The organism is Stutzerimonas stutzeri (assembly GCF_000219605.1).
Lineage (GTDB): Bacteria > Pseudomonadota > Gammaproteobacteria > Pseudomonadales > Pseudomonadaceae > Stutzerimonas > Stutzerimonas stutzeri.
Window position 1 is genome coordinate 3254855 of the sequence record NC_015740.1, and the last position, 23860, is coordinate 3278714.

Here is a 23860-nt window from a genome sequence, read left to right on the forward strand (position 1 = left end):
CAAAGATGGCTCATCAGGGCGTCGAAAATTGAGCGCCTCGTCTGCGCGAGGTCGCGAGCACGAAACGAAACGGCCACACGATGGCTTCGCCCGGTTCGATGGCGCGCAAGGTTAGCGGAATACACCCACAGCGGCCATAGCGCTGCCTTGGGCGTCACCCTGCCGTCTCGGCAGCCCCGCCTTGCATTCTTTCTTCAAGGAACATCGCTTGTAGCAAAGTCGCGAAGCGCGAACCCAGATTGTTCTGCGGTCGATGATCGGCGTACAGCAGATAGCTGGTGAAACTGAAATCGGCAGCGAACGGACGCACCTCGATGCCCGCATGTAGGTAGCCCTGCGCCACCAGGGGGCTGACGATACTCACCCCGAGCCCAGTACCGACCATGGCGCAGATGATCGCAGCATAGGGCGCCTCGAGGCTTAGCTTGCGACGATCCCCATGCTGCAGAAACAGCCGATCGATGCGGCGCCGAGTGCCGTCGTCGTGCGCCAGCGAGACGAACTCCTCCCCGGCGAGATCATCGATCCCGACGCGCTCCAACGCCGCTAGGCGATGCCCTTTGGGGAAGATGCACACCGCAGGCAAGTCGCCGATCAGACGTGCCCGCACCCCAGGGGTTTCCTCACCGATGAACGACACTAGGCCGAAATCGCAGAACTGCGAAGCGACCCAGCGCGCTACCGTCGTCGAGTCGCTGGTATGCAGCGAGATTGCGACCTGCTCATGACCTTCGCGAAAGCGCTGGATGGCCCGTGGCAGCACGGAAAGGGACAGCGACGGCACGGCGCCTATGCGTATCCGTCCGGTGCCGAGCTGGCGAATGTGCCGCGCCGAGTGCTCAAGGTTGCGCAGGCCGATGAACGCTCTGTCCACTTCGTTGAAGAATGCCGTGCCCTCATCGGTTGGGACCAGCCGGCTGCCTATTCGCTCGAACAGGGAAAAACCGTTGAGGCGCTCCAGTTGCGCGATCAACCGGCTGATATTGGGCTGTGACGTATGCAGCGCTTCGGCCGCAGCGGTCATGGAGCCGGACAGCATCACGGCCCGGAAGGCTTCCACCTGCTTGAAGTTCACGGCATCCCCATATCATTCATGCATGAACACGTAGCGTATTAGCATTTGTCAGTATGAGCCATTCCCTTTAAAACTTCAGCCAAGGCCCGCGCCAATGTGATCGGAACGCACAGCGAGGCTCATATCAACGTTCCGCTACTCCTAACTGCCATGGTTCCGCTCGAGCTCAGGCTCACCCATTGCGATAACAAAAAACAGGAGACACCTATGCCATCGTTCCCCAAGCTTCAGCTCGCCCTTGTCGTCGCCACTTCGCTCGGATTCGCCGCCCACTCGGTGGCCGCTGAGGGCATGCCGCCCGTGCCGTCATCCATCAGCAAACAGGACAAGTTGCGCGCAGGCGTGCGCTGCGACCAACCACCTTATGGCTACCAGGACAACAACGGCAACTTCGCCGGAGTCGAGGTGGAAATGTCCCGGCAGATCGCCGAATGGGCTCTCGGCTCCAAGGACAAGGTAACCTTTACCTGCGTTACCGCGGAAAACCGCGTGCCTCAGCTGCTTGGCCACAAGGTCGACCTGTTGATCGCCACTCTGGGCGTTACCCCGGAGCGCCAGCGCGTGATCGCCTTCACCCAGCCCTATCGCTGGGGTGCTAGTGACGTATTGGTCCGCAAGGACAGCGGCATCGAAAAGATCGACGACCTCAAGGGCAAGACCCTGGCAACACTCAAGGGCTCGGTGCAGGCCAAGTGGTTCGAAGAGCGTATGCCAGAAGTAAAGACCCTGCGCCTGAACAGTGCCGCCGATGCGCTGCAGAGCTTCCGACAGGGCCGCGCCGACGCTTACACCCACGACGCCGCGACCCTGGTAGTGGTGACCGGCAATGACGATTCGCTGCGCTTGGTCCAGGAGCCGTTCCAGATCTCCGACGCCGCCATCGGCCTGCGCAAGGGCGAGGACGAATGGCAAACCTACCTTTCCACCGCCGTCGAGCGCATGCACGAGGAGCGGCTCTTCCGCCCGTGGATCGAGCAATACGTCCCGGAAACCATCCGCGGCTACTACCTGAGCGTGTTCGAGCAGCCCAAGCCCGAAGAATCCCACTGATCGGCGGTTTCCCATGAGCTTCGATTTCGACTACCTGCTCACGCAGTGGCCTGCCCTGCTCGACGGGTTATGGATGACCCTCCAGGTTTCGGCACTGAGCATCGTCCTGTCGCTGCTGATCGGCGTGCTGGGTGCTGGCGTCAGGCTGTTCAAGCTGCCAGTGCTGTCACAACTGGTGGTGCTCTATGTCGAGCTGATCCGCAACACGCCGATTCTGGTACAGCTGTTCTTCATCTTCTACGGCCTGCCTGCCGTGGGCATGAAGCTGTCGCTGTACTGGTCGGGCGTGCTCTGCCTGTCACTCTGGGCGGGCGCCTACCAGATCGAGAATCTGCGCGGGGGCCTGGCCACAATCGACAAGGGACTGCGGGAGGCCGGGATGGCGCTCAACCTGCAGTCGCGGCAGTTCTTCCGCCTGATCGCGGTGCCCATCGCGTTTCGCATCAGCCTGCCGGCCATGCTCAACACGGCCATCTCGCTACTGAAGAACTCGGCATACCTGCAGACCATCGGACTGGCCGAGCTGACCTTCGTCGCGGTGGACCGTATCGCCACGGATTTCCGCGCCATCGAGATGTTCGCAGCCATCTGCGTGATCTACCTCGCTCTGGTGGCGGTCCTGGCGCTGCTCGCGGGACGCCTCGAAGCACGCCTGCAACGCCCCTTCCAACAATGAGGCCGCCATGGAATTCGTGATCGAGAACTGGGGGTTCATTTCCAAGGGCCTGCTCATGACCCTGAAGCTGGCACTGGTGATTCTGATGTTCACCACGCTGATTTCAGTCGTGCTCGGCACCTTGGCCACGGTGAAGAACCGCCCGCTAAGCTGGGCGATCCACGGTTACGTAGAGCTGTTCCGCTCGATACCGCTAATCGTCAACGTGTTCTTCATTTTCTTCGGCGCGCCGTTGTTGGGGATCAACCTTAGCCCCTTCGCCGCGGTGACCCTTGGCCTGACCTTGTGGGGCAGCGCCAACGGCATAGAAATCGTGCGTGGCGGTCTGCTCTCGGTGCCGCGGCACCAGTGGAAGAGCGCCTGGGCGCTCGGCCTGCGGCCCTGGCACATCTATGCGTACATCGTCGTGCCGCAGTCGCTCAAGGCGATCCTGCCGGCTTATACCGGCCTGCTGACCCTGCTGGTGCAGGCCACGTCACTGGGTGCGCTGGTCGGTGTCAGCGAGTTCCTCAAGGTCGGCCAGATCATCGTCGAGCGCAGCACCATGATGGGGGGCGTGAACCCCGCCTTCACGGTGTATAGCGTGGTCCTGCTCGTCTACTTCGTCATTTGCAGCGCGCTGACCTGGCTCAGCCGCTACCTCGAACGTCGCCTGGGCCGCAATGCGTCCCGACTCGGCCAACCTCAGCCCTGATGTCCAGAAGGCCTGTTCCCATGCTCGAATCCAAAGTCAGCCGTCGACTCAAGGAACCCACCGCAGCGGAAGTCTGCGACCTCATCTACGCACCGCGCCTCGCAGGGTTCGCCGACGGCTTCGGCTATCTCGGTGACGTCAACAAGGCCCATATCGTCATGCTTGCCGAATGCGGCCTGATAGACGCGCCAGTGGCCGTCGCCCTGGCTCGCGGCGTGCTCGAAATGGAGCAGGTCGGCCCGCAAGCCGTGACGCTCGATCCGCTGCGCGAAGACGCCTATTTCAACTACGAGGCACACCTGATCGAGAAGGTCGGCACCGACGTCGGCGGGCGTCTGCACATCGGACGCAGCCGCAACGATTTGCTGGCGACCCTGGACCGCCTGCGCGGTCGCGACGTCCTCATGGACCTGCTCGACGCGCTTTACAACGTGCGCCAGAGCGCCCTGGACGCCGCGGCGAAATACACCGACGCGATCATGCCGGGCTACACCCACCTGCAACCAGCACAGCCGATCACCTTCGGTTTCTACCTATCCGGCGTTGCCCAGGCCCTAGAACGTGACTGCCTGCGCCTGGCCGCGACCCTCGACAGCATGAACCGTAGCCCCATGGGTGCCGCCGCCTTCGCCGGCACGCCGTTCGCCATCAACCGCGCGCGCACCGCCGAGCTGCTAGGTTTCGACGGCTTCCTGGAAAACACCCTGGACGCGGTCGGCTCGCGGGATTTCGCCTTGGAAAGCATGGCGCAGATGACGCTCCTGGCGGTGTTCTGGAGCCGCGTGGCGCAAGACTTCTTCGTCTGGTCGACCCACGAGTTCGCACTCATCGATTTCCCGGACAGCGTCGCCGGCACGTCCAGCATCATGCCGCAGAAGAAGAACCCGGTGGTCCTGGAGTACCTCAAGGGGCGTACCGGGCAGATACTCGGCTCACTGGTCGCCTCAGCCGCAACCATCAAAGGCACAAACTTCACCCATACCGGCGACGGCAATCGCGAGAGCATGCGCGGCTTCTGGGAGTCGGCACAGGAATGCCAGCAATGCCTGACCCTGCTGGATCTGGTCCTGCGGACCGCGCGGCCGAATCTGGAAACCGGGCTGCGCAAGGCGGCGGAAGACTTCTCCACCGCTACTGGCTTGGCCGACCTAATGGTCAGCGCGGCCGACCTCTCGTTCCGCGAGGCGCACCACGTCGTCGGCGCGGTGGTACGCCAGGCGATGGACGATGGGCTGCCGGCAAGTCGCATCGACAGCGCGATGGTCGAACGCGCTGCCCAGCAGCAGCTTGGCCGCTCCCTAGGTCTGAACGAACAGCAGGTTCGCGAGGCTCTGGACCCGATTACCAATGTCAGGTCGCGCAGCCTGCCCGGCGGTCCGGCGGCCAGTGCCCAACGCGTACAGATCGATGCCGCGCGCCAACGCCTGGAGCAGGAGCGAGCCAGTCACGCAGGTCGTCGCCAGCGCCAGAGCGAGGCGCAGCAGGCACTGCAAGCCGCCACCGAGAGGCTCGCACAATCATGACCACCTTGATGACCGTACGCGGCCTGCGCAAACGCTTTGGCGACACCGAGGTCATCCAGGACGTCGATCTCGATATACACGAAGGCGAAGTAGTGGTGGTGATCGGGCCCAGCGGCTCGGGCAAATCGACCCTGATCCGTTGCCTGAACGCCCTGGAACCGGCGACGGCTGGCGAGATCACGCTGACCGGTTCGAACAGCAGCCGTGAATCCATGGCCCGGCTGCGCGACGAGGTCGGCATGGTGTTCCAGGACTACACCCTGTTTTCGCACCTGAGCATCCTGCGCAACATGACCCTGGCACCGATGAAGCTGCGCGGCCTGTCCCGCGCCGATGCCGAGGCCATGGCGATGAAACTGCTGGAACGGGTCGGCCTGGCGCACAAGGCGCAAGCCATGCCAACCGAGCTCTCGGGTGGTCAGCAGCAACGGGTGGCCATCGTCAGGGCGCTGGCCATGCAGCCCCGGCTGATGCTGTTCGACGAGCCAACCTCGGCGCTTGACCCCGAGACGGTCAACGAGGTGCTGCAGGTAATGAAGGAACTGGCCGCTGAGGGCATGACCATGGTGGTGGTCACCCACGAGATGGGTTTCGCGCGGGAAGTAGCCGACCGAGCGATCTTTTTCGACGGCGGCAGGATCGTCGAATGCGCAGCACCCACCCAGTTGTTTTCCGCGCCGCGCGAAGAGCGCACGCGCCAGTTTCTCACCCATGTCTTGAAGTGAGCGATCCCATGCCCGATGCCCCAATTATCGAGATAGACGGCTTGAACAAGTGGTACGGTGCCTTTCATGCCCTGAACGACGTGAGCCTGCGGGTCGCTCCTGGGGAAAGACTAGTGATCTGCGGCCCCAGCGGCTCGGGGAAGTCGACCCTGATCCGCTGCATCAACTCGCTGGAGCCCTTCCAGCGCGGCCGACTCGAAGTGGCGGGCATCGCCCTCGACGACACACCCTCAACCATCACCCGCGTACGTGACCACGTGGGCATGGTGTTCCAGAACTTCCACCTGTTCCCGCACTTGAGTATCGCCGAGAACTGCGCTCTGGCGCCGATTCACGTGCTCGGCATGGACAAGCGTGCAGCGCGCGAGCGAGCCGTGCAACAGCTAGAGAAATTGCGCATCGCCGATAAGGCAGACTGTTATCCGGCGCAGCTTTCGGGCGGCCAGCAACAGCGCGCCGCCATAGCCAGGGCGCTGTGCCTGGAACCCAGAATCATGCTATTCGACGAGCCGACATCTGCACTCGATCCGGAGATGGTCGGCGAAGTGCTCGACTCCATGGTCGCGCTGGCCGAGTCGGGCATGACCATGTTGGTGGTCACCCATGAAATGGGCTTCGCCCGGCAGGTCGCCGACCGCGTGGTATTCATGGATGCTGGCGCGATTGTTGAGACCGCGGCACCAGAAGGCTTCTTCGCCCACCCTCAGAGCGAGCGAGCCCGGCAATTCCTGTCAAAGATCATTCACTGAGATTGCGGTCAGCTGACCCAATGCAACGAACCCCGGCTAGCCGGGGTTCTTCATCAGCGCCAGGGCGCATGCCCCTGCAATCATTCCCACTCGATGGTGGCCGGCGGCTTGCTCGACACATCGTAGGTGACGCGGGAAATGCCTTCGATTTCGTTGATGATGCGGTTGGACACCTTTTCCAGCAACTCGTAGGGCAGGTGCGCCCAGCGCGCGGTCATGAAGTCGATGGTTTCCACCGCGCGCAGCGCGACGACCCAGGCATAGCGGCGGCCGTCGCCGACCACGCCGACCGACTTCACCGGCTGGAACACTACGAAGGCCTGGCTGACCTTGTGGTACCAGTCGGCGTTGCGCAGTTCGCTGATGAAGATGTCGTCGGCGCGACGCAGCAGGTCGGCGTATTCCTTCTTCACCTCGCCGAGGATACGCACGCCCAGGCCCGGGCCCGGGAACGGGTGGCGGTAGACCATGTCGTAGGGCAGGCCGAGTTCGAGGCCGATCTTGCGCACTTCGTCCTTGAACAGCTCACGCAGCGGCTCGACCAGCTTGAGGTTCATCTCTTCCGGCAGGCCACCGACGTTGTGGTGCGACTTGATCACATGAGCCTTGCCGCTCTTGGCGCCTGCCGACTCGATGACGTCGGGGTAGATGGTGCCCTGGGCAAGGAACTGGATGTTCGGCAGTTTGCTGGCCTCGGCATCGAACACGTCGATGAAGGTACGACCGATGATCTTGCGCTTCTTCTCCGGGTCCGCCTCGCCTTCGAGGTTGCCTAGGAACTGCGCCTCGGCATCGGCACGGATCACCTTGACGCCCATGTTCTCGGCGAACATGGCCATCACCTGGTCACCCTCGTGCAGGCGCAGCAGGCCGTTGTCGACGAATACGCAGGTCAGCTGGTCGCCGATCGCCTTGTGCAGCAGCGCCGCGACCACCGACGAATCCACACCGCCGGACAGGCCGAGCAGCACGTTGGCGTCGCCGACCTGGGCACGCACCTGGGCGATGGCGTCCTCGACGATGTTCGACGGGGTCCACAGCGCTTCGCAGCCGCAGATTTCCAGGATGAAGCGCGACAGGATGCGGCCGCCCTGGCGGGTGTGGGTCACTTCCGGGTGGAACTGCACACCGTAATAGCCGCGGGCATCGTCGCCCATTGCAGCGATCGGGCAGCTTGGGGTGCTGGCCAGGATATGGAAGCCGGCCGGAATCTCGGTGACCTTGTCACCGTGGCTCATCCACACGTCGAGACCGAACACGCCATCGTCGTCCATGTGGTCTTCGATGCCGTCGAACAGCCGGGACTTGCCCACCAGATCGACGCGGGCATAGCCGAACTCGCGCACGTCCGAGCCCTGCACCTTGCCGCCGAGCTGCTCGGACATGGTCTGCATGCCGTAGCAGATGCCGAACAGCGGCACGCCCAGATCGAACACCGCCTGCGGTGCACGCGGGCTGCCCGCTTCATGAACGGACTCAGGGCCGCCTGCGAGGATGATGCCGCGTGGCGCGAAGGCACGGATGTCGTCCTCGCTCATGTCCCACGGATGCAGCTCGCAGTACACGCCGATCTCGCGCACGCGGCGGGCGATCAGCTGGGTGTACTGGGAACCGAAGTCGAGAATCAGAATGCGGTGAGCGTGGATGTCAGGATGAGACATGGAGCCTTCCTTCGGAAAGAGCTTGAAGCTGAAAGCCGAAAGCTGGAAGCGCAGACCGGATCGTGCAATTTCCGGTCTCCACCTTCCAGCTTCCAGCGCCTGTCAATCGAGGCTTATCAACCGACGCGGTAGTTCGGCGCCTCTTTGGTGATCTGCACGTCGTGCACGTGCGATTCGGCCATGCCGGCACCGGTGATACGCACAAACTGCGGCCGGGTGCGCATCTCGTCGATGGTGGCGCTGCCGGTGTAGCCCATGGAAGCGCGCAGGCCACCCATCAGCTGATGGATGATCGCCGACAGCGAACCCTTGTACGGCACACGACCTTCGATGCCTTCGGGTACCAGTTTCTCGGCACCGGCGGACGAGTCCTGGAAGTAACGGTCCGAGGAGCCCTGGGCCTGGGACATGGCTCCCAGCGAACCCATCCCACGGTAGGCCTTGTAGGAGCGGCCCTGGAACAGTTCGATCTCGCCCGGCGCTTCCTCGGTACCGGCGAACATCGAACCCATCATTACTGCGTTGGCACCAGCGACGATGGCCTTGGACAGGTCACCGGAGAAGCGGATGCCGCCGTCGGCGATCATCGGCACGCCGGTGCCTTCCAGCGCGGCGGAAACGTTGGCGATGGCGGAGATCTGCGGCACGCCGACGCCAGCGACGATGCGGGTGGTGCAGATCGAGCCCGGACCGATGCCGACCTTGACCGCGTCGGCGCCAGCCTTGACCAAGTCCAGCGCGGCTTCGGCGGTGGCGATGTTGCCGCCGATCACCTGCACCTGCGGGAAGTTCTCCTTCACCCAGCGCACGCGATCGATCACGCCACGGGAATGGCCATGGGCGGTATCCACCACCACCACGTCGACGCCGGCCGCAGCCAGCGCCTCGACGCGGTCACCAGTGTCGGCGCCGGTACCGACCGCCGCGCCGACGCGCAGGCGGCCCTGGCTGTCCTTGGAGGCCAGCGGGTAGGTCTTGGCCTTCTCGATATCACGGAAGGTCACCAGGCCGCGCAGGTGGAAGTTGGCGTCGACCACCAGCATCTTTTCGATGCGGTGCTTGTAGAGTTCGGTCTTGATTTCTTCCAGGCCGGTGCCTTCGAGCACGGTGACCAGCTTTTCCTTGGGCGTCATGATCGCCGCGACGGAATCACCGGCGTTCGGCGTGAAGCGCAGGTCACGACCGGTGACGATGCCCACCAGCTCTTTGCCGGATACCACCGGGAAGCCGGAGAAGCCCAGTTCATGGGCCTTGCGCAGCAGCTCGCTGATCTTGGTTTCCGGGGTGACGGTGACCGGGTCGTGGACGATGGCAGTCTCGTGGCGCTTGACTTTGCGCACCTCGGCGGCCTGCTGCTCGATGCTCATGTTCTTGTGGATGATGCCAATGCCACCTTCCTGCGCCATGGCGATGGCCAGGCGGGCTTCGGTGACGGTGTCCATGGCAGCGGAAACCAGCGGAATGTTCAGCTCGATTTCGCGGGTCAGGCGGGTCTTGAGGCTGACATCCTTCGGCAGAACCTCGGAATATCCCGGGATCAGGAGAACATCATCGAAAGTCAGGGCTTCTTGGCTGATACGCAGCATGGCGGGGGCTCCCAGGCGGGAAAAAGGAAGCGCGGCATTATACCCACGCACCCCCTTGCGCTCAATGCGGATGTGAGCGACGGCACGAACGACGACAGGCACAGCCTCGCCGGAGTGACCGACTGGTCACGGTCGATCGATCACCAGCGCCACGGCAAACCCCAGGCGCTCGGCGAACTCGTCGAGAAACGCCTGAGTGAAACCGGCCTCACCCCAGCCATTGAAGATGAAGCCCAGGTTGGAGAAGGCACACGCCGGGATGAACAGGAAACCGTTGATGTCGTCGTCGTGGCCGCATTCCGGGCAGGTGAAATTTTCGGTCTGCCGCGGCATCCACTCGTCCAGGCTTTCGAACAGCGCCTCGCCGATTTCACGCCGGCACTCGGGGCAACCGGCTTCCTCGGCGAAGCCCTGCGTCGGGGTGTAAATGCAGCGCTTGGTGACCACCTCAAGGCCGTTGATGGCCTCGCCAAAGGGCAAGCGCTCCGGATGCTGCACGACGCTGCGCGCGCCGGAAGCGATGGCGTAGCCCATGCCGCCAACACCGCGGCCACAGGTGGTCGGCAGCGACTCGACGATGCGCCGCTCGGCCAGCCAGCGAAGAATCATCCGCGCCTTGGCTTCGTGCGCTGGGAACGTCGAAATGCGCGGCACGATGATCGCTTGACTGTGGCTCATGACGGCTCGGAACCGGAGATGGAGAAAGGCCGCGCAGCTTAGCGCCGCCCGTAGGCTGGTCAAGGCCCGCTGGACGGACGCCAAGCAGATTCGGTTTCCGCTTGGCCGCGCGCGGCTTATCATCGCCGCCATGCTCAAAGATCCCTTCCAGCGCCTCAATCTCGATCGCGAAGTGCTGACCGTCAGTCAGCTCAACGGTCGCGCCCGCCTGTTGCTCGAGGACGTGTTCGCCCAGGTCTGGGTCGAAGGCGAGATTTCCAACCTCGCCCGCCCCGCCTCCGGCCACGTCTATTTCACCCTCAAGGACAGGAACGCCCAGGTGCGCTGCGCCCTGTTCCGCCAGAATGCCGCGCGGGTACGCCAGGCACTGCGCGACGGCCTGGCGGTGCGGGTGCGTGGCAAGGTCTCGCTGTTCGAAGGCCGTGGCGACTATCAGCTGATCCTCGACATGCTGGAGCCGGCCGGCGACGGCGCACTGCGCCTGGCCTTCGAAGCGCTGAAGGAAAAGCTCGCCGCCGAAGGCCTGTTCTCCGCCGAGCGCAAGGCCGCCCTGCCCGCCCATCCGCGGCGCATCGGCATCGTCAGCTCACCGACCGGCGCGGTGATCCGCGACATCATCTCGGTGTTTCGCCGCCGCGCACCGCAGGTGGAGCTGACGCTGATCCCCACCGCCGTGCAGGGCCGCGAAGCCACTGGGCAGATCGTCCGTGCGCTGCAGCTGGCGGACGCCCAGGGCTTCGACGCCCTTATCCTCGCCCGCGGCGGCGGCTCGCTGGAAGATCTCTGGTGCTTCAACGAGGAAGCCGTGGCGCGTGCGGTGGATGCCTGCGTCACGCCGATCGTCTGCGCGGTTGGCCATGAGACCGATGTGTCCATCGCCGACTTCGTCGCCGATGTGCGCGCCCCGACGCCGTCCGCGGCGGCAGAGCTGCTGGCGCCTAGCAGTGCCGATCTGCAGCAGCGGCTGAACGGCCTGCAGCAACGTCTGGTACTGCGCATGCGTGATCGCCTGCACCGCGACGCCATGCGCCTGGACGGCCTGACCCGCCGCCTGCGCCATCCCGGCGAGCGTCTGCAGCAGCAGGCCCAGCGTATCGATGACCTGGAGCAGCGCCTGCTGCGTGCCCTGGACCGCCGCCTGTGCAGTGGCCAGGAGCGCCTGGCCCGACTGGAAACACGCCTGGCCGCGCAGCATCCGGGGCGCACGCTGAATCTGCTGCGCCAGCGCCTCGACCATCTGTCCTCGCGCCTGCCGCGGGCGATGCAGGCCAATATTAAAGGCCGCCGCCAGCAGCTGCAGGGCCTGGCCCAGACGCTCAACGTGGTCAGCCCGCTGGCCACGCTCAGCCGCGGCTACAGCATCCTGCTCGACGACCGCGGCCAGGCGATCCGCAGCGCCAGCCAGACGCAACCCGGCCAGCGCCTCAAGGCCAGGCTCGGCGACGGCGAGCTCGACGTACGCGTGGAAGACAATCATCTGCAACCGGTCACCCTGCCGCTGCTCTAAGCAAGCCGAGCCGGCAATCTCCTGACATTCTTGGCCCTTTCTCTTGCCGGAGGTTTACGCGAGGATGGGCCGTTTCCTGCAACGGACCCATCCATGTATCGCGTCTTCGCCCTGCTGTTCGCCCTCTCCCTCGCATTGCCTGCCCACGCCGAGGGCTTCATCACCCGCCTGCTGAACAAACCGGTGCCCGGCGGCGTCGCCGTGATCGAACTCGGCAACGGCCCCAGCGCACCGCAGGCCCGCTATCAGGGCAAGCCGACCCTGGTGGTGCGCGAGGATGGCGAGCGCTGGATCGCCATCGTCGGCATCCCGCTGTCGGCAAAGGCTGGCCCCCAGCAGCTGGAGGTCGATGGCCGCAGCACCAGCTTCCAGGTTGGCAACCGCGACTATCGCGCGCAGCACATCACCCTGAAGAACCAGCGCCAGGTCAACCCGAACCCCGCAGACCTCAAGCGCATCGAGCGTGAACTGGATGAGCAGAACCGCGCCTACCGGCAGTTCAGCACCCGCCAGCCGAGCAATCTGTTGTTCGACCGCCCGGTGGACGGCCCGCTGTCCTCGCCGTTCGGCCTGCGCCGTTTCTTCAACGGCGAGGAGCGCAACCCGCACTCGGGCCTGGATTTCGCCGCCAAGACCGGCACGCCGATCAAGGCGCCGGCGGCCGGCCAGGTCATACTCACCGGCGACTATTTCTTCAACGGCAAGACCGTGTTCGTCGACCACGGTCAGGGGCTGATCAGCATGTTCTGTCACCTGTCCGAAATCGGCGTGAAGGTCGGCGATCAGCTGGCGCGCGGCCAGGTTCTCGGCAAGGTCGGCGCGACCGGCCGTGCCACCGGCCCGCACCTGCACTGGAACGTCAGCCTGAACGACGCCCGTGTCGATCCGGCGATCTTCATCGGCGCCTACAAACCCTGAACCACGAGGAAGCACAGCGATGCGCATCAAGGCAACGGATTCCACCCTGTTGATCGTCGACATCCAGGAGCGCCTGTTTCCGGTGATCCTGGACGCCGCCGCGATGGCCGAACACACCGCCTGGCTGCAACAGGTGGCCAAGCGGGTCGGCGTACCGGTACTGCTGACCGAGCAGTACAGCAAGGGCCTCGGCCAGACCATCGCCACGCTGCGCGACGGCGTGGAAGACAGTGCGATCCTCGAGAAGCTGGACTTCTCCGCCGCTGGCGACGGCGAGCTGTTCAAGCGCCCCGGTGGTGAACGTCGCCAGTTCGTCGTCTGCGGCTGCGAGACCCACGTCTGCGTGCTGCAGACGGTGCTCGACCTGCGTGCCCGCGGCAACGAGGTGTTCGTCGTCGAAGAAGGCGTCAGCTCACGCCGCGCCAGCGACAAGGCCCTGGCCCTGGAACGCATGCGCCAGGCCGGTGCGCAGATCGTCTCGCGGGAGATGGTCGCCTTCGAGTGGATGGAACGCGCCGGCACCGAGCTGTTCAAGAGCATCAGCCGCGAGTTCATCCGCTGAGCCGGACGCTGCGAACCGACGGGCCGCGACCACCGTGCGTTGCTGAGGTCGCGCCCGACCTTCTGTGATGGAGAACCCCATGTCCCACGACCTGGCCGGCTGGCTGGACTGGCTAAGAGCCCACCCCGAACTGCAGACGCTGCTCGCCAGCGCCACGCTGATCTTCGCCGCCTGGCTGTCCAACTGGATCGTCAAGCGCATCCTCGTCCGCGGCCTGTACCACCTGTTGCAGCACACCCGCGAGAACAAGCTGCAGGACTTCGGCGTCATCAAACGGCTGTCGAACATCGTCCCGGCACTGGTGCTGTCGATCGGCGTCACGACGGTCCCCGGCCTGCCGGAAGGCGCCGTGACCGTGGTGCGCAACGTCTGCGGTGGCTTCATCGTGCTGACCATCGCACTGGCCCTGGGCGCGGTGCTGGACATCATCAACCTGATCTATCAGCGCCGTCCGGATGCGCGCCTGCACCCGATCAAAGGCTACCTGCAGGTGGTAAAGATCGTCGTCTATGCCATCGCGACGATCCTGATCATCGCCACGCTGATCGACCGCTCGCCGCTGATCCTGCTCTCCGGTCTGGGTGCCATGGCCGCGGTGCTGATGCTGATCTTCCAGGACACCCTGCTGTCGCTGGTGGCCAGCGTGCAGATCACGTCCAACGACCTGATCCGCGTCGGCGACTGGGTGGAAATGCCGCAGCTCAATGCCGACGGCGACGTGATCGACATCGCCCTGCACACCGTCAAGGTGCAGAACTGGGACAAAACCATCACCAGTATTCCCACCAAGCGCTTCATTTCCGACTCGTTCAAGAACTGGCGCGGCATGCAGGAATCCGGAGGACGGCGCATCAAGCGCAGCCTCTATCTGGATCAGCAGAGCGTGCATTTTCTCAGCCGCGACGAATGCGAGCGCCTGCATCGCTTCAACCTGCTGGACGAGTACCTGACGGAGAAGACCAAGGAAATCGAGGAGTGGAACGCCAAGCTCGCCGAGCGTGGCAAGGAGCCGGTGAACACGCGCCGCATCACCAATATCGGCAGCTTCCGCGCGTACGTCGAACGCTACCTGCGCAGCCACGGCGGCATCCATCAGAACATGACGCTGATCGTGCGGCAGCTGAGCCCGACCGCGGACGGCCTGCCGCTGGAGGTCTACTGCTTCACCAATACGGTGGCATGGACGCAGTACGAGGCGATCCAGTCGGACATCTTCGATCACCTGCTGGCGATCCTGCCGGAATTCGGCCTGCGCGTGTTCCAGCACCCGAGCGGTGCGGACATGCGCAATTGGGGCGAATCGCTGACGCAACGCGGCACGCCGGCATTGCCCGAGGCACAAACGCCTCCGTTCGACGCAGGTGCCGATCGAACCGGCTAATCGTAGGTTGGCGCTGAGGCACGAAGCAGATGGCGCAGCCTTGAGCACTGCCCATTGCGTCCTCCCTGACGCCAGCGCCGCGGGCCACGCCTTCGAACCCCGCGCCTCAGCGCCAACCTACGTCCGGAGCGAGGGAACGCCCCGCTCCTTTACCGTCGTCAGTTCCTTCAGAAGCTCATGTCGACCCGCGCCCAGTAGGTGCGGCCCGGCTCGTTGACACGACTGGTAGGTTCGAGCCCGTAATCGGCAAAACCCGCACTACCGGCGAGATTGAGGTGCTCGCTGTAGGCCTTGTCCAGCAGGTTGTCGACGCCGGCGCTGAGCTTGAAGTTCTTGTTCAGCCGGTAGGCGCCATTGACCGCCAGTACACCAAAGCCAGCGCTCTCGTCGAAGTCCTTGCCGACCACGGTGCCCTGGTTCTCGGCAACACGGTTCTGCGCAGCAACGACTCGCCAGAGGCCGCTGGTGCTCCAGTTGTCGCGCTCGTAGGTCAGGCCAAGACGCCCTTCCAATGGCGGAATCTGCGGCATTGCGCGGTCATCGCTGCGGTTCTTGCCCCAGGCGTAGGCCAGGCTCGCGTCACCCTTCCAGTTGTTGGTGAAACGGTAGCTCGCACCCATCTCGGCACCGGCGATGGTGGCGTCGATATTGCTGACTTCGGCGCGGACCATGCCGGGCATCACGCCTGGCACATAGCTGAACAGGATGTAGTCTTCGACCACCCCGGCATAGGCGGAAACCCAGGCCTCCAGCGGCCCCCTGGCGTACTGCAGGCCGACGTCCAGCTGCGTGGTCTTTTCCGGGCGTACCGAGTCGAACGGCTGTACGGTGCCCACCGGGCCGGGGTTGGAGACGAACAGCTCCCAGTAGTCGGGGAAGCGTTCGGCATGGCCGAGGCCGGCATACCAGGTCGCCGGCACGCTGACCAACTCTTCCTCGTAGCGTACGAACCCGCTGTACAGCGTGTCGCGACGGGTCTCGCCGGCGGTGGGGTTGTCCCAGTTGCGCGAGACGATGGGCATGCTGGAAGGATCGTGGCTACGGAAAAAGGCGCGCTCGTCGGTCGCCTCATGCAGGTCCAGGCGCAGCCCGCTGATCAGCTTCTCGCGCTCGCCGAGCTGCCAGCTCAGCTCACCAAACACGCCGTAGCTGTGCAGCATCGCATCCGGCACCCAGGGCAAGGCGTCGCTGCCGGCGGCGTTGACCATCTGATTGGCGGCGCCAGCCGGGTTCATCACCTTGCGATGTTCACTGCGCTGGGCGTCGACCCCGGCCTTGAGCTCGACGTCGGTCCACTGCCAGGTGCCGACCAGACGGCCTCCCAGGGTACGACGGTCGACGCGCGACAGCGTCGGGTTGGGCATCATCATGGACGGCACAAAATCGCGCAGGCTGTAGTTGTCCATGATGTGATCGGCGTAGTTGTAGTAGACCTGTGCCTCCAGGCCATAGAAGCTCTCGCCAATGTTGGTCTTCTCGAAACGCAGGCCAAGGCTCTCGCGCTGGAACTGGCTGCCGTCCATGCCGCGCCCAGCATAACGGGCGAAGCCGTCGCCGCGGCCGGCGGTGAACTCGACGAGCGTGTCTTCGTCGGGCGTCCAGCCCAGGGCGACATCGGTGTTCCACTTGTCGTAGCGCGACGGCACGGTGTCACCGTTGCCATCGGCATAATCATCGGCCTGAGAGCTGTTGGCCATCAGCCGCGCGTAGCCCTGACTGTTGCCGGCGGCGGCGTCCAGGTTGCGGTCGAAGCGGCCGTTGGAGGCGGTCAGCAGGCTGCCGTTGATGCGGTAGTCGGGCTTGCTGAACTGCTCCGGCTCGCGCTCGAACAGCACCGTCGCCGCCGAGGCACCAGGGCCCCAGAGTACGGTCTGCGGGCCCTTGATGACGGTCAGCTTGTCGAAGGTATCCGGGCTGATATAGGAGCTCGGCGAATCCATGCGGTTGGGGCAGGCGCCGAGCATCTCGCCGCCATTGGAGAGCAGTTTCAGACGCGAGCCGAACATGCCGCGGAAAACCGGATCGCCGTTCACCCCGCCGTTACGCACCGCGGAGAAACCGGGAATGGTCTTCAGGTAGTCGGCGCCATCGCTGGCCGGCATCGGCTGGCGGGGGATCTTCGGGTCGGTGACGACCGTCAATGGCGATTGCTGGGCGACTCCGGTGATGACCATGGGCGCCAGTTCAACGCTGTCGCCCGACTCGCTGTGGGCGGCATGATCATGCTCGGCGGCCAGGGCGCCGCTGGCGAACATTCCCAGCAAGGCGGCGTGGGCGAACTGCCACCGCCTCCGCGACGGTTGAATCAAAAAACGCTCGGACAGGCGCGCACGCGCCGTACAGCCATGAGTAATGCTGGACATAGAACTTCCACTTCTGCAGGTGATTGAACCGCCAAGGGCGGTCGATGACGTCAGCTGTGCAGAAGCGGGGGTGCGCGTGGATGACCACTGCTGCATCGCAGCGCTGGTGGCAGCGGTTGTTCGGGAAGGGGCTGGAGATGGTCGGCTTCGTGGCGCGGCAGCACCAACTGCAGGGCCAGACTGAGCGGCGGGTTGACCGTCAGCAGTTCGCAGTAGCCGCACAGTTCCAGCGCGGTCAGCCAAGCCGGCTCACCCGTGCGCGGCTGACCATGATGCCCCTGGGCGTAATGCCGCTGCCCAAGGTCATGGGCGGACGGTTGGTGTTCGGCGTGGTGATGGTGTTGCACGCCCGCTTGGGCGGCCTGGATGGCGGAGAACAGCGGGCCGGCATGAATCATCAGCATGGCGAACAGGCCAAGCCAGATGCTCATTGTCGATAGCCGTTTGCGTGTCACCGCCATGTCCTTAGTCGCCCGAACCGATCCTGCGGGGTTGACCGGATGATCGCACGTCCGCCGCGCCTCGACCGCTGCGACATGAGGCCGCAAGCCGAGCGAGCAATTGAACACGAAGTTTTCCCCTGCAAAAGAAATAAAACGCTCAACAAGCCAAATAATCGAAACAAATCACCAATTTTCTTCGATGTATTGCAATGCGTGCGTACGAAGCAATAGCTTTGCACCATAAACCGGTGTCCGCACCGGGCAGACAACTTGCTTAGCTCGAGCTTCACCTGGGGAAACGCCATGACCATGCTCAAGAATCCATCGAATAAATACCGTGCCTTCCCGGCCATCGACATCCCAGATCGCACCTGGCCGTCGAAGGCCATCACCCAGGCGCCGATCTGGCTGAGCTCCGATCTGCGCGACGGCAACCAGTCGCTGATCGAACCGATGGATGCCGCGAAGAAGATGCGTTTCTTCAAGACACTGGTGCAGGTCGGCCTCAAGGAAATCGAGGTGGGCTTCCCCTCCGCTTCGCAGACCGATTTCGACTTCGTTCGCGAGCTGATCGAGGGCGGCCATATTCCCGACGACGTCACTATCCAGGTGCTGACCCAGGCGCGAGAGGATCTGATCACCCGCACCTTCGAGTCGCTGAAAGGCGCCAAGCAGGCCATCGTTCATTACTACAACGCCACCGCGCCGAGCTTCCGCCGCATCGTCTTCAATCAGGACAAGGCCGGCGTGATCCAGATCGCCGTGAACGCAGGCAGGATCATCAAGCGCCTGGCCGAGCAGAACCCGGAGACCAACTGGCGCTTCGAGTATTCGCCGGAAATCTTCAGCTCCACCGAGCCAGAGTTCGCCGTCGAGGTGTGCAACGCGGTGATCGAGGTGTTCCAGCCGACGCCCGAGCAGAAGCTGATTCTCAACCTGCCGGCCACCGTCGAAGCCGCTACGCCGAATGTCTACGCCGACCAGATCGAGTGGTTCTGCCGGCAGATCGACCGACGTGACAGCGTGCTGGTCAGCCTGCATACCCACAACGACCGCGGCACCGGTGTGGCGGCGACCGAACTGGGCCTGATGGCCGGCGCCGATCGCGTCGAAGGCTGCCTGTTCGGCAACGGCGAGCGTACCGGCAACGTCGACCTGGTCACCGTGGCGCTGAACATGTACACCCAGGGCGTCGACCCGCAGCTGGACTTCTCGGACATCGATGCCGTGCGCAAGGTGGTGGAGGAATGCAACCAGCTGCCGGTGCATCCGCGCCATCCCTATGTCGGCGACCTGGTGCACACCGCGTTCTCTGGCTCGCACCAGGATGCGATCCGCAAGGGCTTCAGCCAGCAGGACCCGAACGGCCTCTGGGAAGTGCCCTATCTGCCGATCGACCCGGCCGACATCGGTCGCAGTTACGAGGCCGTGATTCGCGTCAACAGCCAGTCCGGCAAAGGTGGCATCACCTTCCTCCTCGAACAGGAATACGGCATCAGCCTGCCGCGGCGCATGCAGATCGAGTTCAGCCAGGTGGTGCAGAAGGAGACCGATCGGCTGGGCCTGGAAATGAGCGCCAAGCAGATCTATGCGCTGCTGGAAGCCGAGTATCTGCAGGCAACCGCGCCCTATACGCTCAAGGGGCATCGTCTGCAGGAAGAGAACGGCACCAGCGCGGTGGATGTGGAAGTGGCTGCCGATGGCGAGGTCGTCCATTGGCGCGGCATCGGCAAGGGTCCGCTGGAAGCACTGGTGGCCGCGTTGCCGGTCAAGCTGGAGATCATGGACTACCATGAACACGCCATCGGCGCTGGCAGCAACGCCAAGGCCGCTGCCTATATCGAGGTGCGTCTGGATGGTGAGCGGCCATTGCACGGTATCGGCATCGACGAGAACATCACCACCGCCAGCATTCGCGCCCTGTTCAGCGCCATGAACCGCGCGCTGCGTGAAGCGCAGGAGGCAGCCGCCTGAGGCTGATCGCTCAGTTCTGACGTGACGACGGGCGCCATCCTCGATGGCGCCCGTTTTCTTATGGCAGCTCATCACCGCAGCAACATGCGGCTGAACTGTCCCCACCCGACGCTCTCCCAGTTCAGTCGGCAGCGCGAGCCTCGGCAATCAGCAGAAACACGTAAGCCATCGGCAGGATTGTGCAAACGATGCCGATGCGCTCGCCATTAGGCTTGCGCTGTGCAACCCCGATCATCAAAGGAGCCGTCATGAGCCAGACCCTCGGTTACGCCGCACTCGACCCGAACAGCCCGCTCGCACCCTATTCGTTTTCGCGCCGCGAGGTGGGCCCGAATGACGTGAAGATCGACATCCTCTACTGCGGTGTCTGCCATTCGGACCTGCATACCGCACGCAACGAGTGGAACAACACGCTCTACCCATCCGTGCCCGGCCACGAGATCGTCGGCCGTGTGACGGCAGTCGGTTCAGCCGTGAGCGCATTCAAGGTCGGCGACGTCGCCGGCGTCGGCTGCCTGGTCGACAGCTGCCGCACGTGCTCGTCCTGTGGCGAAGGGCTGGAGCAGTATTGCGAGAACGGTTTCGTCGGCACCTACAACGGTCCGGCGTTCGGCGGCGGCGAAAACACCCTCGGCGGCTACTCGGACAACATCGTGGTGGACGAGAAGTACGTGCTACGCATCAGCCACACCGACAACCTGGCCGCGGTCGCGCCGCTGCTCTGTGCCGGCATCACCACCTACTCGCCGCTGCGCCAATGGAAGGTCGGCCCGGGACAGAAGGTCGGCGTGGTCGGCCTTGGCGGACTCGGCCATATGGCGGTGAAGATCGCCAATGCCATGGGCGCGAAGGTCGTGCTGTTCACCACCTCGCCGGACAAGCGGGAAGATGCCCTGCGCCTCGGCGCCGCCGAAGTGGTGGTATCGAAGAACAAGGAGGAGATGGCGGCGCACGTCAACAGTTTCGACTTCATCCTCAACACCGTTGCCGCGCCGCATAACCTCGATGCGTTCGTGAACCTGCTCAAGCGCGACGCCACCATGACGCTGGTCGGAGCACCAGCCGCGCCGCATCCGTCGCCCAGCGTGTTCGGCCTGATCTTCAAGCGCCGCCGCATCGCCGGCTCGTTGATTGGCGGCATCGCCGAGACCCAGGAGATGCTCGACTTCTGCGCCGAGCACGGCATCGTCTCGGACATCGAGATGATCCGCATGCAGGACATCAACGAAGCCTACGAGCGCATGCTCAAGAGCGACGTGAAGTACCGTTTCGTCATCGACATGGCCACCCTGAAGGCGGCCTGATCGTTCGGCTGGCGAGCCCGCAGGCGCGCCAGCCCTTCCCTCTTTCATGCGCAGCCGCTAAGGTCGCCCGCCTTCGTCGTGGAGGCGGCATGCGCTATCTGATCTTCATCACCCTGCTCTGGGCCTTTTCCTTCAACCTGATCGGCGTTTACCTGGCCGGCCAGGTGGACAGCTATTTCGCCGTGCTAACGCGGGTAGTTCTCGCCGGGCTGGTGTTCCTGCCATTTACCCGCTGGCGCGGTGTCGCGCCCGGCTTCATCGTCGGCGTGACCCTGGTCGGTGCGCTGCAGTTCGGCGTCACCTACCTGTGCCTGTACCTGAGCTTCAACGTGCTGACGGTGGCCGAGGTGCTGCTCTTCACCGTGCTCACGCCGCTGCACGTGACGCTGATCGATGACGCGCTCAACCGCCGCTTCAACCCCTGGGCACTGGTCGCCGCGGCCGTCGCAGTGTTCGGCGCCGGACTTATCCGTTACGACGGCGTTTCCGGCGATTTTCTCGGCGGCTTCCTGCTCATGCAGCTGGCCAACTTCACCTTTGCTGCCGGCCAAGTGGCCTACAAGCATCTGGCGCAGCGTTACCCCTCCGACGTACCGCTGCATCGTCGCTTCGGCTACTTCTTTCTTGGCGCGCTGGTAATCGTGCTACCCGCGTGGCTGCTGTTCGGCGATGCGCAGAAGCTGCCGACCACGACGACACAATGGTCGGTACTGATCTGGATGGGGGTGCTGGCCACCGCCCTGGGCCAGTTCTGCTGGAACAAGGGCGCCACGCTGGTGGATGCCGGCACGCTGGCGGTGATGAACAACATGTCCGTGCCGGTAGGCCTGCTGCTCAACCTGCTGATCTGGGGCACCAGCACCAACCTCGTGCTGCTCGCGGTGGGCGGGACAATCATCCTCGCCTCGCTGCGGATCAATCGCCTGGGCCAGATGAAGGCCAGGTGACATCACACAAGTTATTGTTTTATATGGCTTTTCATAGCCGTAACGGTAGAATGCCGGCCCTTCGCATGGATGCGGAACTCGTTCAGTCGTCGAGATTTCCATGCGCCGCTTCAGCTTTCTACTGCTCGTCCTGCTGTTTTCCTCCAGCGCCTGCGCCGACGCGCCTCGCACCTTCCGCGAGGCCAAGAAGGTGGCCTGGACCATCTATGCCGATCGCCCGGTGGATTTCTATTGCGGCTGCCAGTTCAAGGGCAACCGCATCGATCTCGCCAGCTGCGGCTACGTTCCCCGCAAACAGCCCAAGCGGGCCGAGCGGGTCGAATGGGAGCACATCGTGCCGGCCTGGGTGATCGGCCATCAGCGGCAATGCTGGCAACAGGGCGGACGCAAGCACTGCACGGCCAACGACCCGGTGTTCAGTTGGGCGGAGGCCGACCTGCACAACCTGGTCCCGGTGGTCGGCGAGGTGAACGGCGACCGCAGCAACTTCGGCTTCGGCATGCTCAGCGAAAAGCCCAGCCAGTACGGCGCCTGCCCCTTCGTGGTCAACTTCAAGCAGCGTACGGCGATGCCGCCCGAATACAGCCGCGGCGCCATTGCCCGCACCTATCTGTACATGAGCGAGCGCTACAAACTGCGTCTGTCGAAGCAGGACCAGCGCCTGTACGACATCTGGAACCGTCAGTACCCGGTCAGCGAGTGGGAGCGCTGGCGCAATCAGCGCATCGCCTGCGAACAGGGCAACGCCAACGACTTCGTCGGTGCAGTCGATCTGCAGCGCTGCAACCGTGCGCTGTCCCATTCAGCGAAACGCACCGACGGCCAGGGTTAACCGGCGTCGGTTGCACGCCGCCCGGTGCCGCTGCATGCTGCCGGCTGGTTGGGCCATGCTGGCAACTTCGATGCAGGACAGAACGCTTCACCTGACGCTCGGCACTCTCGTGCTACTGGCGCTGATCGCCTCGGCCATCGCGCCATACGATCGCGCCACCTGGCTGCTGGAGGTCGTACCGGTACTGATCGCCGCGCCGGTGCTGCTGCTCAGTCATCGGTCGTTTCCGCTGACCCGCCTGCTCTACGTCGTGATCGCCATTCACGCACTGATCCTGATTCTCGGCGGCACCTATACCTATGCCAGGGTACCGGCGGGTTTCTGGGTGCAGGAATGGTTCGACCTCAGCCGCAACCCCTACGACAAGCTCGGGCATTTCATCCAGGGCGTGACGCCGGCCCTGCTCGCCCGGGAAATCCTGTTGCGCCTGCGCTTCGTCGTGCCGGGGAAGATGCTGGGCTTTCTCGCGGTCTGCGTCGCGCTGGCATTCAGCGCCTTCTATGAACTGATCGAGTGGTGGGTGGCGCTGCTGGCGGGACAGGGCGCCGTGGACTTCCTCGGCACCCAGGGCGATCCCTGGGATACCCAGTCCGACATGCTCATGGCGCTGCTCGGTGCGCTACTGTCGGTCAGCCTGCTGGCGGGCAGGCAGGACCGGCAGATCGAGCATCTGCAGCGTGCCGGCGCGGCGGGCTGACGCCATGCTCTATCGGATCGGTGCCGACGCCGTACTGCTGTTGCACCTGAGCTTCATCCTTTTCGTGCTGTTCGGCGGTCTGCTGGTGGCCTGGAGACGCGGTTTTCTGCTGCTGCATCTTCCGGCCGTAGCCTGGGGCATCTATATCGAACTGAGCGGAGGCGCCTGCCCGCTGACCTATTGGGAAAACCTGCTGCGACGGCTGGCCGGCAACGAAGGCTACGAAGCGGGATTCATCGAGCACTACCTGCTGCCGCTGATCTACCCCGACTGGCTGAGTACGCCGGTGCAATACGTGCTGGCCGCCGTGGTGGTGCTGACCAATCTGCTGGTCTATGGCTGGTTGCTGTGGCGGCTACGCCACAGGTGACCCGGACGGGCCCCGGAACAGGCAGGCATATCCTTCACATCGCGTTACAAGCCGGTAGTTCGAGGGCAACGCCCGTGCCACGCGGCCTGGGAGGCAGCGAGCGAGCCTCGCCGAGCATTCCATCAACCGGCGACGAGAACCTTGC

Annotated in this window: 23 protein-coding genes; 16 read left to right on the top strand and 7 right to left on the bottom strand. The window is 64.1% G+C overall.

Features of this window, described 5'->3' with window-relative positions:
• Nucleotides 1–154 precede the first annotated feature (154 nt).
• Nucleotides 155–1075: a LysR substrate-binding domain-containing protein gene (locus PSTAB_RS15120; protein WP_013983614.1), complete on the bottom strand. Its 921-nt coding sequence runs from the start codon at nt 1073–1075 to the stop codon at nt 155–157.
• 207 nt (nt 1076–1282) lie between these two features.
• On the opposite strand from PSTAB_RS15120, the gene PSTAB_RS15125 reads away from it, so the two are divergent.
• Genes PSTAB_RS15125 through PSTAB_RS15150 form a run of 6 tightly spaced genes read left to right on the top strand, consistent with a single transcriptional unit; the run spans nt 1283 to nt 6492 of the window.
• Entirely contained in the window at nt 1283–2125 is an 843-nt protein-coding gene (locus PSTAB_RS15125; protein WP_013983615.1) for a transporter substrate-binding domain-containing protein, read from the top strand.
• Between the two features lie 13 nt (nt 2126–2138).
• Nucleotides 2139–2801 (top strand): amino acid ABC transporter permease, encoded by a 663-nt coding sequence (locus PSTAB_RS15130; protein WP_013983616.1) that lies wholly within the window; start codon nt 2139–2141, stop codon nt 2799–2801.
• A 7-nt stretch (nt 2802–2808) separates the two neighbouring features.
• Complete coding sequence (locus tag PSTAB_RS15135; RefSeq protein WP_013983617.1) at nt 2809–3495, top strand: amino acid ABC transporter permease; 687 nt, start codon at nt 2809–2811, stop codon at nt 3493–3495.
• A 20-nt stretch (nt 3496–3515) separates the two neighbouring features.
• Nucleotides 3516–5018, top strand: coding sequence for an argininosuccinate lyase (argH, locus tag PSTAB_RS15140; RefSeq protein WP_013983618.1), 1503 nt, complete (start codon nt 3516–3518; stop codon nt 5016–5018).
• Complete coding sequence (locus PSTAB_RS15145; protein ID WP_013983619.1) at nt 5015–5743, top strand: amino acid ABC transporter ATP-binding protein; 729 nt, start codon at nt 5015–5017, stop codon at nt 5741–5743. Before argH ends, PSTAB_RS15145 begins: the two co-directional genes overlap by 4 nt.
• 8 nt (nt 5744–5751) lie before the next feature.
• Entirely contained in the window at nt 5752–6492 is a 741-nt protein-coding gene (locus PSTAB_RS15150) for an amino acid ABC transporter ATP-binding protein (RefSeq protein ID WP_019406726.1), read from the top strand.
• 80 nt (nt 6493–6572) lie between these two features.
• On the opposite strand, the gene guaA is transcribed toward PSTAB_RS15150, so the two are convergent.
• From guaA to PSTAB_RS15165, 3 genes are all read right to left on the bottom strand, one after another.
• A complete protein-coding gene (guaA, locus tag PSTAB_RS15155; protein ID WP_011914102.1) occupies nt 6573–8153 on the bottom strand; it encodes a glutamine-hydrolyzing GMP synthase in 1581 nt (526 codons plus the stop codon).
• 116 nt (nt 8154–8269) lie between these two features.
• Complete coding sequence (gene guaB, locus PSTAB_RS15160; RefSeq protein WP_013983621.1) at nt 8270–9739, bottom strand: IMP dehydrogenase; 1470 nt, start codon at nt 9737–9739, stop codon at nt 8270–8272.
• Nucleotides 9740–9865: 126 nt separating this feature from the next.
• Nucleotides 9866–10417: a hypothetical protein gene (locus tag PSTAB_RS15165; protein ID WP_013983622.1), complete on the bottom strand. Its 552-nt coding sequence runs from the start codon at nt 10415–10417 to the stop codon at nt 9866–9868.
• 130 nt (nt 10418–10547) lie between these two features.
• On the opposite strand from PSTAB_RS15165, the gene xseA reads away from it, so the two are divergent.
• The 4 genes from xseA to PSTAB_RS15185 all read left to right on the top strand — a co-directional run bounded on the left by xseA (nt 10548) and on the right by PSTAB_RS15185 (nt 14785).
• The gene (gene xseA, locus PSTAB_RS15170) at nt 10548–11924 is read left to right on the top strand and encodes an exodeoxyribonuclease VII large subunit (RefSeq protein WP_011914105.1); all 1377 of its coding nucleotides are present in this window, start codon (nt 10548–10550) and stop codon (nt 11922–11924) included.
• 93 nt (nt 11925–12017) lie between these two features.
• Nucleotides 12018–12842, top strand: coding sequence for a M23 family metallopeptidase (locus PSTAB_RS15175; protein WP_013983623.1), 825 nt, complete (start codon nt 12018–12020; stop codon nt 12840–12842).
• A gap of 19 nt (nt 12843–12861) precedes the next feature.
• The gene (locus PSTAB_RS15180) at nt 12862–13404 is read left to right on the top strand and encodes a hydrolase (protein WP_013983624.1); all 543 of its coding nucleotides are present in this window, start codon (nt 12862–12864) and stop codon (nt 13402–13404) included.
• Nucleotides 13405–13483: 79 nt separating this feature from the next.
• Complete coding sequence (locus PSTAB_RS15185) at nt 13484–14785, top strand: mechanosensitive ion channel family protein (protein ID WP_013983625.1); 1302 nt, start codon at nt 13484–13486, stop codon at nt 14783–14785.
• Between the two features lie 167 nt (nt 14786–14952).
• Here the strand turns inward: PSTAB_RS15185 and PSTAB_RS15190 are convergent, their stop codons facing one another.
• Both PSTAB_RS15190 and PSTAB_RS15195 read right to left on the bottom strand, forming a co-directional pair.
• Complete coding sequence (locus PSTAB_RS15190; RefSeq protein ID WP_013983626.1) at nt 14953–17148, bottom strand: TonB-dependent copper receptor; 2196 nt, start codon at nt 17146–17148, stop codon at nt 14953–14955.
• A gap of 50 nt (nt 17149–17198) precedes the next feature.
• Complete coding sequence (locus PSTAB_RS15195; protein WP_013983627.1) at nt 17199–17579, bottom strand: DUF2946 domain-containing protein; 381 nt, start codon at nt 17577–17579, stop codon at nt 17199–17201.
• 315 nt (nt 17580–17894) lie between these two features.
• On the opposite strand from PSTAB_RS15195, the gene leuA reads away from it, so the two are divergent.
• Nucleotides 17895–19565 (top strand): 2-isopropylmalate synthase, encoded by a 1671-nt coding sequence (gene leuA / locus PSTAB_RS15200; protein ID WP_013983628.1) that lies wholly within the window; start codon nt 17895–17897, stop codon nt 19563–19565.
• 121 nt (nt 19566–19686) lie between these two features.
• Here leuA and PSTAB_RS22050 read toward each other — a convergent pair whose 3' ends face one another.
• Nucleotides 19687–19815 carry a hypothetical protein gene (locus PSTAB_RS22050; protein WP_256365378.1) on the bottom strand — a complete coding sequence of 43 codons (129 nt, stop codon included), beginning with the start codon at nt 19813–19815 and terminating at the stop codon, nt 19687–19689.
• Between PSTAB_RS22050 and PSTAB_RS15205 the strand changes: the two genes are divergently transcribed.
• The 5 genes from PSTAB_RS15205 to PSTAB_RS15225 all read left to right on the top strand — a co-directional run bounded on the left by PSTAB_RS15205 (nt 19814) and on the right by PSTAB_RS15225 (nt 23715).
• Nucleotides 19814–20869 carry an NAD(P)-dependent alcohol dehydrogenase gene (locus PSTAB_RS15205; RefSeq protein WP_011914112.1) on the top strand — a complete coding sequence of 352 codons (1056 nt, stop codon included), beginning with the start codon at nt 19814–19816 and terminating at the stop codon, nt 20867–20869. The genes PSTAB_RS22050 and PSTAB_RS15205 overlap by 2 nt on opposite strands.
• Before the next feature lie 89 nt (nt 20870–20958).
• The gene (locus PSTAB_RS15210) at nt 20959–21816 is read left to right on the top strand and encodes a carboxylate/amino acid/amine transporter (RefSeq protein WP_013983630.1); all 858 of its coding nucleotides are present in this window, start codon (nt 20959–20961) and stop codon (nt 21814–21816) included.
• 100 nt (nt 21817–21916) lie between these two features.
• Nucleotides 21917–22648, top strand: a complete 732-nt coding sequence (locus PSTAB_RS15215) for an endonuclease (RefSeq protein WP_013983631.1) — start codon at nt 21917–21919, stop codon at nt 22646–22648.
• A gap of 34 nt (nt 22649–22682) precedes the next feature.
• On the top strand, nt 22683–23345 hold the full coding sequence (locus PSTAB_RS15220; protein ID WP_013983632.1) for a DUF2238 domain-containing protein: 663 nt from the start codon (nt 22683–22685) through the stop codon (nt 23343–23345).
• Nucleotides 23346–23349: 4 nt separating this feature from the next.
• Complete coding sequence (locus PSTAB_RS15225) at nt 23350–23715, top strand: DUF2784 domain-containing protein (RefSeq protein WP_013983633.1); 366 nt, start codon at nt 23350–23352, stop codon at nt 23713–23715.
• Nucleotides 23716–23860 lie beyond the last annotated feature (145 nt).

Coding starts and splice junctions, on each gene's coding strand:
- PSTAB_RS15205 (WP_011914112.1), top strand. CDS start 19,814: ATGAGCCAGACCCTCGGTTACGCCGCACTCGACCCGAACAGCCCGCTC.
- PSTAB_RS22050 (WP_256365378.1), bottom strand. CDS start 19,815: ATGACGGCTCCTTTGATGATCGGGGTTGCACAGCGCAAGCCTAATGGC.
- guaA (WP_011914102.1), bottom strand. CDS start 8,153: ATGTCTCATCCTGACATCCACGCTCACCGCATTCTGATTCTCGACTTC.
- PSTAB_RS15135 (WP_013983617.1), top strand. CDS start 2,809: ATGGAATTCGTGATCGAGAACTGGGGGTTCATTTCCAAGGGCCTGCTC.
- argH (WP_013983618.1), top strand. CDS start 3,516: ATGCTCGAATCCAAAGTCAGCCGTCGACTCAAGGAACCCACCGCAGCG.
- PSTAB_RS15195 (WP_013983627.1), bottom strand. CDS start 17,579: ATGAGCATCTGGCTTGGCCTGTTCGCCATGCTGATGATTCATGCCGGC.
- leuA (WP_013983628.1), top strand. CDS start 17,895: ATGACCATGCTCAAGAATCCATCGAATAAATACCGTGCCTTCCCGGCC.
- PSTAB_RS15225 (WP_013983633.1), top strand. CDS start 23,350: ATGCTCTATCGGATCGGTGCCGACGCCGTACTGCTGTTGCACCTGAGC.
- xseA (WP_011914105.1), top strand. CDS start 10,548: ATGCTCAAAGATCCCTTCCAGCGCCTCAATCTCGATCGCGAAGTGCTG.
- PSTAB_RS15175 (WP_013983623.1), top strand. CDS start 12,018: ATGTATCGCGTCTTCGCCCTGCTGTTCGCCCTCTCCCTCGCATTGCCT.
- PSTAB_RS15210 (WP_013983630.1), top strand. CDS start 20,959: ATGCGCTATCTGATCTTCATCACCCTGCTCTGGGCCTTTTCCTTCAAC.
- PSTAB_RS15215 (WP_013983631.1), top strand. CDS start 21,917: ATGCGCCGCTTCAGCTTTCTACTGCTCGTCCTGCTGTTTTCCTCCAGC.
- PSTAB_RS15145 (WP_013983619.1), top strand. CDS start 5,015: ATGACCACCTTGATGACCGTACGCGGCCTGCGCAAACGCTTTGGCGAC.
- PSTAB_RS15150 (WP_019406726.1), top strand. CDS start 5,752: ATGCCCGATGCCCCAATTATCGAGATAGACGGCTTGAACAAGTGGTAC.
- PSTAB_RS15130 (WP_013983616.1), top strand. CDS start 2,139: ATGAGCTTCGATTTCGACTACCTGCTCACGCAGTGGCCTGCCCTGCTC.
- PSTAB_RS15185 (WP_013983625.1), top strand. CDS start 13,484: ATGTCCCACGACCTGGCCGGCTGGCTGGACTGGCTAAGAGCCCACCCC.
- PSTAB_RS15125 (WP_013983615.1), top strand. CDS start 1,283: ATGCCATCGTTCCCCAAGCTTCAGCTCGCCCTTGTCGTCGCCACTTCG.
- PSTAB_RS15165 (WP_013983622.1), bottom strand. CDS start 10,417: ATGAGCCACAGTCAAGCGATCATCGTGCCGCGCATTTCGACGTTCCCA.
- PSTAB_RS15190 (WP_013983626.1), bottom strand. CDS start 17,148: ATGTCCAGCATTACTCATGGCTGTACGGCGCGTGCGCGCCTGTCCGAG.
- guaB (WP_013983621.1), bottom strand. CDS start 9,739: ATGCTGCGTATCAGCCAAGAAGCCCTGACTTTCGATGATGTTCTCCTG.
- PSTAB_RS15180 (WP_013983624.1), top strand. CDS start 12,862: ATGCGCATCAAGGCAACGGATTCCACCCTGTTGATCGTCGACATCCAG.
- PSTAB_RS15220 (WP_013983632.1), top strand. CDS start 22,683: ATGCTGCCGGCTGGTTGGGCCATGCTGGCAACTTCGATGCAGGACAGA.